Origin of the sequence: Clostridium sartagoforme (assembly GCF_039521405.1) — a bacterium.
GTDB lineage: Bacteria > Bacillota > Clostridia > Clostridiales > Clostridiaceae > Clostridium > Clostridium sartagoforme.
Genome location: NZ_BAAACH010000016.1, coordinates 160,213 through 172,786 on the forward strand (window position 1 = coordinate 160,213; position 12,574 = coordinate 172,786).

At 29.0% G+C, this 12,574-nt stretch carries 11 protein-coding genes; 1 reads left to right on the plus strand and 10 read right to left on the minus strand.

Going from position 1 to position 12,574, the window contains the following annotated elements:
• Positions 1-48 precede the first annotated feature (48 nt).
• The 8 genes from ABDZ60_RS08280 to ABDZ60_RS08315 all read right to left on the minus strand — a co-directional run bounded on the left by ABDZ60_RS08280 (position 49) and on the right by ABDZ60_RS08315 (position 9,644).
• Positions 49-861, minus strand: coding sequence for an aminotransferase class IV (locus ABDZ60_RS08280; protein ID WP_343777446.1), 813 nt, complete (start codon positions 859-861; stop codon positions 49-51).
• A gap of 16 nt (positions 862-877) precedes the next feature.
• Positions 878-1,516: an HAD-IB family hydrolase gene (locus tag ABDZ60_RS08285; RefSeq protein WP_016208892.1), complete on the minus strand. Its 639-nt coding sequence runs from the start codon at positions 1,514-1,516 to the stop codon at positions 878-880.
• A gap of 151 nt (positions 1,517-1,667) precedes the next feature.
• Positions 1,668-2,861, minus strand: a complete 1,194-nt coding sequence (locus ABDZ60_RS08290; protein ID WP_016208891.1) for a pyridoxal phosphate-dependent aminotransferase — start codon at positions 2,859-2,861, stop codon at positions 1,668-1,670.
• A 14-nt stretch (positions 2,862-2,875) separates the two neighbouring features.
• The gene (locus tag ABDZ60_RS08295) at positions 2,876-3,697 is read right to left on the minus strand and encodes a PHP domain-containing protein (RefSeq protein WP_343777449.1); all 822 of its coding nucleotides are present in this window, start codon (positions 3,695-3,697) and stop codon (positions 2,876-2,878) included.
• A gap of 94 nt (positions 3,698-3,791) precedes the next feature.
• The gene (locus tag ABDZ60_RS08300; RefSeq protein ID WP_016208889.1) at positions 3,792-4,124 is read right to left on the minus strand and encodes a DUF1292 domain-containing protein; all 333 of its coding nucleotides are present in this window, start codon (positions 4,122-4,124) and stop codon (positions 3,792-3,794) included.
• 155 nt (positions 4,125-4,279) lie between these two features.
• Positions 4,280-7,792, minus strand: coding sequence for a pyruvate:ferredoxin (flavodoxin) oxidoreductase (gene nifJ, locus ABDZ60_RS08305; RefSeq protein WP_343777452.1), 3,513 nt, complete (start codon positions 7,790-7,792; stop codon positions 4,280-4,282).
• Positions 7,793-7,969: 177 nt separating this feature from the next.
• Entirely contained in the window at positions 7,970-8,395 is a 426-nt protein-coding gene (locus ABDZ60_RS08310; RefSeq protein ID WP_016208887.1) for a flavodoxin, read from the minus strand.
• Between the two features lie 163 nt (positions 8,396-8,558).
• Positions 8,559-9,644, minus strand: a complete 1,086-nt coding sequence (locus ABDZ60_RS08315; protein WP_343777454.1) for an undecaprenyldiphospho-muramoylpentapeptide beta-N-acetylglucosaminyltransferase — start codon at positions 9,642-9,644, stop codon at positions 8,559-8,561.
• 259 nt (positions 9,645-9,903) lie between these two features.
• On the opposite strand from ABDZ60_RS08315, the gene ABDZ60_RS08320 reads away from it, so the two are divergent.
• Positions 9,904-10,107 carry an alpha/beta-type small acid-soluble spore protein gene (locus ABDZ60_RS08320; protein ID WP_343777456.1) on the plus strand — a complete coding sequence of 68 codons (204 nt, stop codon included), beginning with the start codon at positions 9,904-9,906 and terminating at the stop codon, positions 10,105-10,107.
• A gap of 117 nt (positions 10,108-10,224) precedes the next feature.
• Here the strand turns inward: ABDZ60_RS08320 and recJ are convergent, their stop codons facing one another.
• Together recJ and ABDZ60_RS08330 are read right to left on the minus strand one after the other, a co-directional pair.
• Positions 10,225-12,006: a single-stranded-DNA-specific exonuclease RecJ gene (gene recJ, locus ABDZ60_RS08325; RefSeq protein ID WP_343777458.1), complete on the minus strand. Its 1,782-nt coding sequence runs from the start codon at positions 12,004-12,006 to the stop codon at positions 10,225-10,227.
• Between the two features lie 21 nt (positions 12,007-12,027).
• Positions 12,028-12,564 (minus strand): DJ-1 family glyoxalase III, encoded by a 537-nt coding sequence (locus tag ABDZ60_RS08330; RefSeq protein WP_343777460.1) that lies wholly within the window; start codon positions 12,562-12,564, stop codon positions 12,028-12,030.
• Between the last annotated feature and the right edge of the window lie 10 nt (positions 12,565-12,574).

Genomic DNA, 12,574 nt, shown 5'->3' on the forward strand with positions numbered 1-12,574 from the left:
TGAATAGTATTTAATTTTATTTGAAAACAACAATATTTTATTGTTTCTTTATCTAAATTTATTTATATATATAATTATTTCTTCATTAAATCCCTTAATTAACTTCTGCATTATATCATTATTTACATCTAAAGTTATATTATCAACTTTAGCTATAGGCAATATTTTAGGAGATGTTCCCGATATGAACATAGCATCTAAATTATCTACTTCTTTAAAATTTATCTTTTTTTCTTCAAATCCTATTCCTAAGCTTTTAGCTAATGATATGATTCTCCCTCTTGTGACTCCTGGCAAAACATCTTCTAAAGGTGAAGTATATAATACTCCATTTTCTATCATAAATATATTTGATTTGCTTCCTTCTGTTATAAATCCATTAGAATTAACTAGTATTGCTTCAAAAGCATTAGCTTTTATTATTTCATTATTTACTTTTTCTCTAAAATTACTATCAACTACTTTAGCATTAGGATTTTTTCTTTCTCCGTGATAAAGTATAGTATTTACTCCGCTTTTATAAAGATCATCACTAGGATAACTATGCTTTATACTAAATACTTTCATAGTATCGGTTTTTATATCGAAAGTTAATTTAATATTTCCAAAATCTATATTATTACCTTCAATAAGACTAATTAAATAGTCTTTAATTTTATCGTATTTATAAGAAAAATTCTTATCCATTAGCCTAAAAGAAGATTCTAATCTTTTTATATGATCCTCATAAAACAATGGAACTCTATCTATTACTCTTATAACCTCATATATAATTCTATCTCTTTCTACTGAATCTGCAGTATAATTTTTTATACTTTCCAAATGTCCATCTTCTAAATAATAATCTAAAATAGCTTCCATCAAGTCTTCCTCCTCATTATTTCCATCTTAATACTTCAAAAGTATTTTTCTTTCTAAAATTTATTAAATATGCATTACCAACTAGATCTAATAATGGTTTATCAGATAAGGAATCAGAAAACATATAAGAATTTTTATAATCAACTTCTATATTTTCTTTTTCTAGAACTTCTTTTAATCTTTTAACTTTTTCTTCTCCTTTACAATTCTCACCTTGCATTTTTCTTATAAACTTTCCACTTTCTAAAGTAAATCTTGTTCCTATTATCATATCTACTTCCTTTATCGCATAAAACTCCCTTAAATAGAATTCAGGAGATGCAGATATTAAATACACCTTATAACCTTTACTTTTTAAATTTTTCATCATTTTTATAGCATCTTCATATAAATTTTTTTCTAAAACATCTTTATAAAAATTCTTCACTAGTAGAGCTAAATCTTTTTCTTCTATTCCTTCTATAAATTTAAGAAAACTTTCTTTCACTCTCTTTTCATCATATATGTTTATTGAATACATAAAACCACTATATAATGCTCTTGGAAGAAATCTAATATTTTTTATATCTTTCATAATAACGTATTTAAATAATTGCATTAAGGTTTCTTTTTTTGTTATAGTATAATCCACATCGAATATTGCCAATTTTTCCATTATAATTCCTCCTAAAATGCTTCATTATTAATTATATACTATAAATCCTTATATTTAAACAAATTCATAATTGATTTGACTTAAAAGCTATAAATAATATTATTTCAACTAAAAAATTAAGGCACCTATTTTTTTAAGTGCCTTAATCTTTCTATTTTAATTTTTTTAAATATCTTTCCAGCCTATTTAATCCTTCTTCAATTATTTCCATAGACGTAGCATAAGACAATCTTATATAATTATCTAGACCGAAAGCAACTCCTGGTATTACTGCTACCTTTTCTTCTTCTAAGATACTTTTTGAAAAATCCAAAGATGATTTTATCTTTTCATTATTAATTGATTTATTATAATATTTATCAATGCAAATCATTATATAAAAAGCCCCTTTAGGCTCTATTATTGATAAATCATTAATTTGCTTAAGCCTATTAATCATATAATTTCTTCTTTTTTCAAATTCCTTTATCATTATATTTATGCTTTCTTTTGGCCCACTTAATGCTTCGATTGCGGCATATTGAGATATTGAATTTATATTTGATGTAACATGACTTTGCACACTACTCATTAATTTTGCTATTTCTTTATTGCAAGCCGAATATCCAATTCTCCATCCAGTCATAGCATACGCTTTTGATAAACCATTAATTACTATTGTTCTATTATAGGCATCCTCTGATATTGATGCAATACTTATGTGTTTTTCATTATCATATATTAATTTTTCATATATCTCATCAGAAATTATTATTAAATTATTTTCTTTTGCAAATTCTGCTATTTCAAATAATTCTTCTTTGGTATAAATACTTCCAGTTGGATTATTTGGGCTATTTATTACTATGGCCTTAGTATTCCTTGTAATTGAAGATCTCAATTCGTTAATTGTATACTTATAATCATTTTCTTTAATGGTTTTAAGAATCACAGGTACTCCATCAGATAATTTGATTAGTTCTGGATAACTTACCCAATAAGGAGTTGCTATTATAACTTCATCACCTTTATTTAATATTGCCGTAAATGCATTTGCTAAAGATTGTTTAGCTCCAGTTGATACTACTATTTGATTTGGTTCATAATTTAAATCATTGTCTTTATTTAACTTTTTACATATAGCTTTTCTTAAATCTAAAATTCCACTTGTTGGAGTATATTTAGTTTTTCCATCCTTCATTGCTTTTATAGCTGCTTCTATAATATTTTCTGGAGTGTTAAAATCTGGTTCTCCTGCTCCAAAACTTACGACATCAACCCCTAATTCTTTCAACTCTTTTGCCTTTGCTGTAATTTCCAATGTTATAGATGGATTTATTTCTTTAGCCTTGTTAGATAAATTCATTACTCTTCCCCCAATTATCTTCTATAATTTATTAATTTATTTAGCAAATCTTTATCTATTCCATAGCTTCCTATGAAATTTTCGTTGTGGCAGTCTTTTCCATGATAATCACTACCTCCTGTTATTAATAATTTATATTTCTTACATAAATTATAAAAATCATTTGATTGTTCTCTCGAATGACTTGGATGATATACTTCAATACCTTTTAATCCATAGAATTTCAAATCTTTAATTATATTTTCTACAACTATTTTTTTATAAATTTGTCCTGGATGAGCCAATACTGATATCCCACCTGAGTTATTTATTATTTTTATAGCCTCTTTATAGCTTAACTTACATCCTTTTACATAAGCAGGTTTTCCCTTTACCAAAAAACTAGAAAATGCACTTTTATAATTATCAAAGTATCCTTTCTTAACCATAGCATTGGCAACATGCCCTCTTCCTATGGTAGATTTTATATCAACTGATAAATCATCTAAAGTAATATGGATGTTATTTTTTTCTAATTTAAAAAGTATTTCCTCGACTCTTTCTATTCTAGATTTATTTAGCTGTTCTACGGTTTTTATTAAGTCTATATCATTTATATTAATAAAATATCCTAATACGTGAATTTCTAGATCCTCATATTCAGTACTTAGCTCTATTCCAGGTATTATATTTATATCTTCATATTCATTATTAATAACATATTGGGAGGATATTGAATCATGATCTGTTATAGATATACTTTTCACTCCCGCTTTTTGAGCTAAATTTATAATTTGTTCCGGTGCCAAGTTACCGTCTGAATAATTTGAATGAATATGTAAATCTGCATAGTTCATTTTAACACCTTATTTCTTAAGTAATATATTAAAAATATATCATTATTAATATAAAATGACAAATAAAAAAAGTGCCTAAAAGGCACTTTTATGATTATTCAGCTAAATCTTCACTGTAGAATTTTGATACTCTATCAAATTCTTCTTCTTCTGGAATTATTAATTCTCCATCTTCATTTGATCTAAATAAGTATACTGAATCTTCATTAGGATCTTGAGCTAAAATATATTCATTTTCTTCAAATTCAAAAGCGTCTATAATTTGACATGATACAACATTTCCATTCTCGTCTTCTAGATCTACAACAAAATGTTCATGATGATCTTCTCCACATCCGCATTCTTCGTCATGATGGTGTTCATGATCATGGCCACATCCACATTCTTTTTCTTCATCATGGCATCCACATTTATTTTCATTATCCATTCTAATAATCCTCCTTCATAGATATGATTCTATTTAATTCTACCCTTAATTAGTAAAAATTAAAAGTAAAATATTAAAATATTTTATGTTTCACTAATTATTAATAAAAAAGTAAAAATAAGGACCTGCCAAAAGGCAGTTCCTTATTATAAATATTATTGTTGTTGTGCTAATCTCTTATAGTTTGCTAATCTTTCCATAGCATCTTTTTCTGTCTTTTCAAATAAAGCATCAGCAGCTTCTGGGAATGCTTTTGCAAGTGATGCATATCTTACTTCACCCATTAAGAATTCTCTAAAATCAGATTTTGGTTCCTTAGAATCTAATGAGAATGGATTCTTAGTTCCAACTAAAGTTGGGTTATATCTGTATAATCCCCAATATCCACATTCAACAGCTTTTTTAGCTTCATCTTGGCTATTAGACATACCATTCTTAATACCATGGCTTATACATGGAGCATAAGCAATGATTAATGATGGACCATCATAAGCTTCTGCTTCTGCAATTGCTTTAAGAGTTTGGTTCTTGTCAGCACCCATAGAAATTTGAGCTACATATACATATCCATATGTCATAGCCATCATTCCTAAATCTTTCTTCTTAGTTCTCTTTCCTGCTGCAGCAAACTTAGCTATTGCAGCTGTTGGAGTTGATTTAGATGATTGACCACCAGTATTTGAGTAAATTTCTGTATCAAATACAAGAACATTTACGTCTTCTCCTGAAGCAAGAACATGGTCTAATCCACCGTATCCGATGTCATATGCCCATCCGTCTCCTCCAAATATCCATTGAGATCTCTTAACTAGGAATTCTTGATCCTTTAAGATTTCTCTTGCATAATCAGCATCAACTTGTGTTAATGTAGCAATAACTCTATCAGCTCTTAATCTAGTACCTTCTCCACTGTTCATATGATCTAACCAGTCTTGAAGTACTGCTTTAACATCTTCTGAAGTTTCAACTTCTAAAGCTTTAGTCATATTGTCAGCTATTCTTTCTCTTATAGCCTTAACTCCTAAAAACATACCTAATCCAAATTCAGCATTATCTTCAAATAATGAGTTAGCCCAAGCTGGACCATGTCCTTGATTATTTACAGTATATGGAGTTGCTGGAACTGATCCCCCCCAAATTGATGAACATCCTGTAGCATTAGCTATCATCATTCTATCTCCAAATAATTGAGTTACAAGTTTAGCATATGGAGTTTCTCCACATCCTGCACAAGCTCCTGAGAACTCAAATAATGGTTGTTCAAATTGGCTTCCTTTAACTGTATTTTTATTCATTGGATTCTTCTTAAGTGAAACTTCTTTAACTGCATATTCCCAAGCTTCAATTTGTTCTTCTTGAGTATCCATTGGTTTCATTATTAATGCTTTACCAGGTGCTGGACAAACTTGAGCACAGTTTCCACATCCTGTACAATCTAATGGAGTTACTCCAATTGTGTAGAATGTTGGTTCTTCTGTCTTCAATGCCTTTGCAGGAACAATTTTCATTGATTCTGGTGCATTTTCTTTTTCATTTTCATTTAATAAGAATGGTCTTATAACAGCATGTGGACATACATATGCACATTGATTACATTGAATACATTTGTCTTGTTGCCATTCTGGAACATTTATAGCTATACCTCTTTTTTCATATGCAGCAGTACCTGGCATAAATGTACCATCAGCTAATTCTGATAATTGTGAAACTGTTAGGTCAAATCCCTTTTGTGCATTTATTGGTTCAACTATATTTTTGATGAAATCTGGTACATCTTTTCTTTCTTCCTTAACTTCATCAGCAACATCTTTCCAATCAGCAGGAACTTCTATCTTAACTATAGACTCAACACCTTTATCTATAGCAGCATAGTTCATATTAACAACTTTCTCACCTTTTTTACCGTATGACTTAACAACAGCATCTTTTAAGTATTTAACAGCATCTTCAACTGGAATGATATTAGCAATTTTAAAGAATGCAGCTTGCATTATCATATTGATTCTTCCACCAAGCCCAATTTCTTGTGCTATCTTAACAGCATTTAAAGTATAGAAATCAATATTGTTTTCTGCTATAAATCTCTTCATTGAAGCTGGTAACTTTTCATTAACTTCTTCTGGAGTCCAAATTGTATTTAATAAGAACTTACCATTCTTCTTTAATCCTTCTAATACATCATATTTATAAACATAAGCTTGATTATGACATGCTACGAAATCAGCTTTATCAATTAAATATGGTGACTTAATTTGCTTCTTACCAAATCTTAAATGTGATACTGTTATACCACCAGATTTCTTAGAATCATATGAGAAGTATCCTTGAGCATACATGTCTGTATGGTCACCGATGATTTTTATAGCACTCTTATTAGCACCAACTGTACCATCTGATCCTAATCCCCAGAACTTACATGCTTTAGTTCCTTCTGGAGTAGCGTCGATATCTTCTTCTATATTTAATGATGTATTAGTTACATCATCAACTATTCCTATTGTAAATCCATTCTTTGGATTTTCATTAGTTAAGTTTGCGTATACTGCAGCTATATGTGATGGGTTTGGATCCTTAGAACCTAATCCATATCTACCTCCAACTATAACTGGAGCATTTTCTCTACCATAGAATACACTCTTAACATCTAAGTATAAAGGTTCACCAATTGATCCTGGTTCCTTTGTTCTATCTAAAACAGCTATAGATTTTACTGTAGCTGGTATTGCTTTTAATAATTTTTCTCCAGAGAATGGTCTATAAAGTCTTACTTTAACTACCCCAACTTTTTCTCCCTTTGCACTTAAATAATCAATAGTTTCTTCAACAACATCAGTTGATGATCCCATTGTTATTATTACTCTATCAGCATCTGGAGCTCCATAGTAATCGAAACAATGATATTCTCTTCCTGTTAACTTAGTTATTTCAGCCATATAGCTTTCAACAACTTCTGGAATATCTTCGTAGAATCTGTTTACTGATTCTCTAGTTTGGAAATATATATCAGGGTTTTGTGCTGTACCTCTAGTTACTGGATGATTTGGATTTAATGCTCTCTTTCTGAAGGCATCTAAAGCATCGTAATCAACTAATTTAGCTAATTCATCATATTCTAAAACTTCTATTTTTTGGATTTCATGTGAAGTTCTGAATCCATCAAAGAAGTTCATAAATGGAATTCTTGTCTTAATTGCTGTTAAATGAGCTACTGGAGATAAATCCATAACTTCTTGAACTGATCCTTCTGCAAGCATTGCAAAACCAGTTTGTCTTGCAGCCATAACATCTTGATGATCTCCAAATATACTTAATGAAGATGTTGCTAAAGCTCTTGCTGATACGTGGAATACTGTTGGAAGCATTTCCCCAGCAATCTTGTACATATTTGGGATCATTAATAATAAACCTTGAGATGCAGTATATGTTGTTGTTAATGCACCTGCTTGTAAAGATCCATGAACAGCACCAGCTGCTCCTGCTTCTGATTGCATTTCCATAACCTTAACAGGTTGACCAAATATGTTTTTTCTTCCTTGTGCTACCCATTCATCAACATGTTCAGCCATTGGTGATGATGGAGTGATTGGGAATATAGCAGCTACTTCTGTGAAAGCATATGATATATGAGCCGCAGCCGTATTACCATCCATAGTTTTCATTTTTCTCATCGTATTTGACCTCTCTTCCTTATATATAAAATTTTATAACTACACTAAATACAGAATTATTTTCTGTATTTAAACTAAGAGTAAATTGTTTGGTAAGAAAAGATTAAATCTCTTTAATTAAGTTTAAATACCTAACCCCTATATAAGTATTTAATTGATTCTTTCTCTTCTAAAAATCTATTTAGTTAATTCCTCACCAAGATTTTTTGCCTTTAATAGCTCTTCATCACTTGGCGATTCTTTAACGGCGATGTGTCCTATAACATTAAAGTTATAATCCTTCATACGTTGAACCCAATCGACCATAAACTTTCCATCATCCCATCCATATGATCCAAATAAAACTATTTTCTTTTGATTATTTGGTAACAATTTGAATTGATTAATAAATGGTTCCATCTCATGTTGTTCAATTCTGTTATTATCCATTGATGGGCTTCCAAATGCAACTGCATCAGCTTCTGTTACATCTTCTATTGTTGCATCATAAACATATTTAACATTTATATCCGCACCAGCATTTTCTGCTCCCTCTGCAATTGAATTTGCAAGAACTTCAACATTCCCCCCATTACTCCAATAAATAATAGAGATTTTCTTCATAATTACATCACCTCATCTTTTGACTTAATTAAGTCAGCTCTTTGGACATATATTACCTATTTTTTTACTTACTATTTTATTATATAACACTATTTTTTTTTTGCAAGTTTTATACAGGTCATATTAGTTGAATATATCCTTTTCTAATAAAAGATAGCTTGTTTCATTTATTTAACTCCATACTTTTTCTTATTACTGCCAAAATCGCCTCAACACCATTAGTAATTCCACTATTTTTCATATTTTTTATTAATATATTTCTATTTTCTGTTAATTCTTTAATTTTAGCTAAAAGCATTTTTTCATTCTCCATCATTTCATCTTCATCTAATACTAGTGAAAAACCTTCTTTTTCGAAAGATTTAGCATTAAGAATTTGATCTCCTCTACTTATTTTTTTTGATAATGGTATTAAAAGGGTTGGCTTATTTAATGCTAACAATTCAAATATAACATTTGCTCCAGCCCTTGATATTACATAATCTGCAGCCTTTAACAGATGAGGAAGCTCATCTTTAACATATTCGTATTGAACATAACCATTAAGTCCACTTAAATTCTGATCTAAATTTCCTTTTCCACATATATGAATAATATTAAAAGTTTCTAATATTTTTTTAATATTTTTTCTTACTTCATCATTAATGCTTTTAGCACCTAAACTTCCACCTATAACTAGTAAGATTTCTTTGTTATCTTTAAATCCGCAGATTTCTTTTCCTTGTCTTGAACTTCCACTTAATATTTCTTTTCTTATAGGTGTACCTGTTAATGCGCCTTTATCGTCTTTAATATATTTTAAACTTTCTCTAAATGTAACACAAAGTTTTGAACAAAATGGTGAAGATAACTTATTTGCTAATCCTGGAGTCAAATCTGATTCATGGGAAACAACTGGAATCTTTCTCATTGAGGCTGCAATAACCACTGGTACAGCGACAAAACCGCCTTTTGAAAATACTATATTAGGCTTTTCTTTTTTCAAAATTTTATTTGCTTCTATTACCCCCCTCATTACTTTAAAAGGATCTGTAAAGTTTTTTATATCAAAATATCTTCTTAATTTCCCTGATGAAATCTCATAATAAGGTATTTTTGCATCTTTTATTATTTCTTTTTCAATTCCATCCTTACTTCCTATATATTTTATTTCAAAACCTTCTTCCTTCAGCCTTGGAACCAAAGCCAAATTAGGAGTAACATGTCCTGCTGTTCCTCCTCCAGTCATTATTATCTTATATTTGTTCATTAAAAACACCCCACTTGTTTGATTAACAATTGTTAACCATTAATTATTTTAACTTTTTTCTTCTTAAATAATATCATATTATTCAAGACAATTTAATTGTTATTCAAAATAATTTATCTATTATTTATTTTAAATATTATTTTAAAATTATAAAGATTTGTTTTCCACTATTATGTCCAATTTCCTTTAGTTACATATAATATTCACAAAAAATTTGCACAAGCTATAGTTACAAAGATGAAAAGGAGGTGTAAACATTATGGCTAATAATAATAATAATAATAATAGAGTTTTAATACCTGAAGCTAAAAAAGGATTAGCTAAATTCAAAAATGAAGTAGCTAATGAAATGGGAGTACCTTTCTCTGATTACAATGGAGATTTATCTTCAAAACAATGCGGAAGTGTTGGTGGGGAAATGGTTAAAAGAATGGTAGCGCAATACGAAAACGGAATAAAATAGTTTTAATTGTAAAACCATTTTGATGTTACTTATACTTATATGAATGTAATTTTATATTACTTTAAGTAACAAGGAGTTGTCTTAATATGATGATAATCATTTTAAGACAACTCCTATTTAATTGATTCTTATATGTTTTATCATAAGTTGAATATTTCTATTGCCATTAAATTCATTTATATTTGGATAATAAATTATATCTGCTTTTAAGTTTATATAACTGCTATCACAAGCTCTAATAAATTCTTCTTCCCCATATTTACTTATAACTTCTTCTTTAAAAGCTTCAAATTTATCAAAACTCACTCCATCTATATATAAGAATCTTTTATTAGTTTCAAATTTAAATCTAAGCTTCAAAAAGTTCTTTTCTTTTCCTAGTAACCAGAGTCTTTCTATACTAACATTTTTAACAGCAAACAAAGGACTTGGGTTTCCTTTTCCAAAGGGTCTTAAGCTCTCAATAATACTTATTAAGTTTTCATTTAAGTAAATTAATTCAAGAGGCGAATCTATTTTAACAGTAGGAATTATATCCTCATCTGATAGCTTACATATATTGTTTAACTTATTTCTTAATAGAATTATATTTTCTTCCTTAATAGATAATCCTGCAGCCATTGGATGTCCACCAAACTTTTCTATAAGTTCACTACATTTACTAAGCTCCTCAAATATATTATAGGCCTCTATTGATCTTGCAGATCCTTTTGGCATCTCCTTGCCTTTAGTCAAAACTATACAAGGCATGTTATATTTTTCTTTTACTCTTCCTGCTACTATTCCGGCAATGCTTTCGTGTATAGTATCATCATATACTACTATGACCTTTTCTTCTTTCTTTTTTTCATTTTCTATTTTTCTAATAATTTTTTCAAAGCTTTCTTTAGTTAATTCTTGTCTTATTGAATTCAGTTCACTTAGCTGATTCGCTAGGTCTTTAGCATTATTAATATCCTCTGTTATTAACAATTCTACTGATAAATCTGCCGTTTCTAACCTTCCTGTAGCATTTATACATGGACCTATCACAAATCCTAAATGATATTCTTCAATCTTTTTAGAATTTAATCCTGTTGACTTTTTCAATTCTTGTATTCCAAAGTTCTTTGTCTCATTTAATAATTCTAAACCTTTTTTAACAATAATTCTATTTTCATCAACTAAATCTACAACATCACAAACTGTTGCTATAGAAGCAAATTGTATTAACTCTAAAAACTTTTCTTCATCTATTTTAAACTCATCATATAAACACTTAGAGAATTTTAATGCTACTCCAGCTCCACAAAGCTTTTTAAATGGATATTTACAATCACTTCTTTTTGGATTTATTACAGCATCTGCATAAGGTATAGTTTCTTTTAAGTCACCTTCACTATTTTCTCTAATTGGAATATCATGATGATCAGTAATAACTATTTCCATACCAAGTTCTTTAGCTAAGTCTACCTGTTCAAACGCAGCTATACCATTATCACAAGTTAAAATAACTTCATATCCCTCTTCTTTAAGCTTTTTTATTCTTCCACTATGCATTCCATAGCCTTCATCTTCTCTATTGGGAATATAATAACTATAATTTGCTCCTACATTTTTTAACGCTTTGTAGAATATAGTAGTACTAATTACTCCATCACAATCATAATCTCCATAAATTATTATTTTTTTATTATTTGTAATAGCATCTTTTATTATTTGTACGCCTTTCTTCATATCTGCCATAAGATAACCATCATAAAAATCTTCAATTGTTCCATTTAAAAATCTATTAGCATCTTCGAAAGTATCTATCCCTCTATTTGCAAGAAGTCTCAATACTAATGGGTTTTCATTTATAGAATTAGAGAGCCTTAAAAAGCTCTCTTTTTTATTTACTAATATCCAATTTTCTCTCATTTTTCCTCCATAGTAGGACTATTAAAATAACATTTTTCCTTTTATATCCTCAACCTTATCTTTAGATATTTTATCTAATATTTCAAAAGCAAAAGGAATTGCTGCTGCTGGACCTTTTCCTGTTATTATATTTCCGTCTACAACTACTAAATCTTCTTTATAATTGCAGTTTCCTATTTCATTCTCAAAACCAGGATAACATGTAATGTTTTTACTATTTGTTATTTCTGCTTTTGCCAAAGTTATTGGTCCTGCACAAATTGCACAAATCCATTTATTTTCATTATTGAACTTCTTTATAAGTTCAATAACTCTATTATCATCTCTTAAATTTTTAGCTCCTGGCATTCCACCTGGTAATACTAAAAAATCATAATCTTCGATTTCTTTATCTACAATGTTTTTATCGGCTTTCACTATAATATTATGGGATGTAGTTACCTCTTTATCTTTTAGTGAAAAAGTATGGCATTCTACTTCAGCTCTTCTTAATACGTCAACAACTGTTAAAGCTTCTAAGGTTTCAAAACCATTGGCTAATAAAATTGCTACCTTCATAAAAAATCTC

Coding starts and splice junctions, on each gene's coding strand:
- ABDZ60_RS08280 (WP_343777446.1), bottom strand. CDS start 861: ATGGAAGCTATTTTAGATTATTATTTAGAAGATGGACATTTGGAAAGT.
- ABDZ60_RS08285 (WP_016208892.1), bottom strand. CDS start 1,516: ATGGAAAAATTGGCAATATTCGATGTGGATTATACTATAACAAAAAAA.
- ABDZ60_RS08290 (WP_016208891.1), bottom strand. CDS start 2,861: ATGAATTTATCTAACAAGGCTAAAGAAATAAATCCATCTATAACATTG.
- ABDZ60_RS08295 (WP_343777449.1), bottom strand. CDS start 3,697: ATGAACTATGCAGATTTACATATTCATTCAAATTATTCAGACGGTAAC.
- ABDZ60_RS08300 (WP_016208889.1), bottom strand. CDS start 4,124: ATGGATAATGAAAATAAATGTGGATGCCATGATGAAGAAAAAGAATGT.
- nifJ (WP_343777452.1), bottom strand. CDS start 7,792: ATGAGAAAAATGAAAACTATGGATGGTAATACGGCTGCGGCTCATATA.
- ABDZ60_RS08310 (WP_016208887.1), bottom strand. CDS start 8,395: ATGAAGAAAATCTCTATTATTTATTGGAGTAATGGGGGGAATGTTGAA.
- ABDZ60_RS08315 (WP_343777454.1), bottom strand. CDS start 9,644: ATGAACAAATATAAGATAATAATGACTGGAGGAGGAACAGCAGGACAT.
- ABDZ60_RS08320 (WP_343777456.1), top strand. CDS start 9,904: ATGGCTAATAATAATAATAATAATAATAGAGTTTTAATACCTGAAGCT.
- recJ (WP_343777458.1), bottom strand. CDS start 12,006: ATGAGAGAAAATTGGATATTAGTAAATAAAAAAGAGAGCTTTTTAAGG.
- ABDZ60_RS08330 (WP_343777460.1), bottom strand. CDS start 12,564: ATGAAGGTAGCAATTTTATTAGCCAATGGTTTTGAAACCTTAGAAGCT.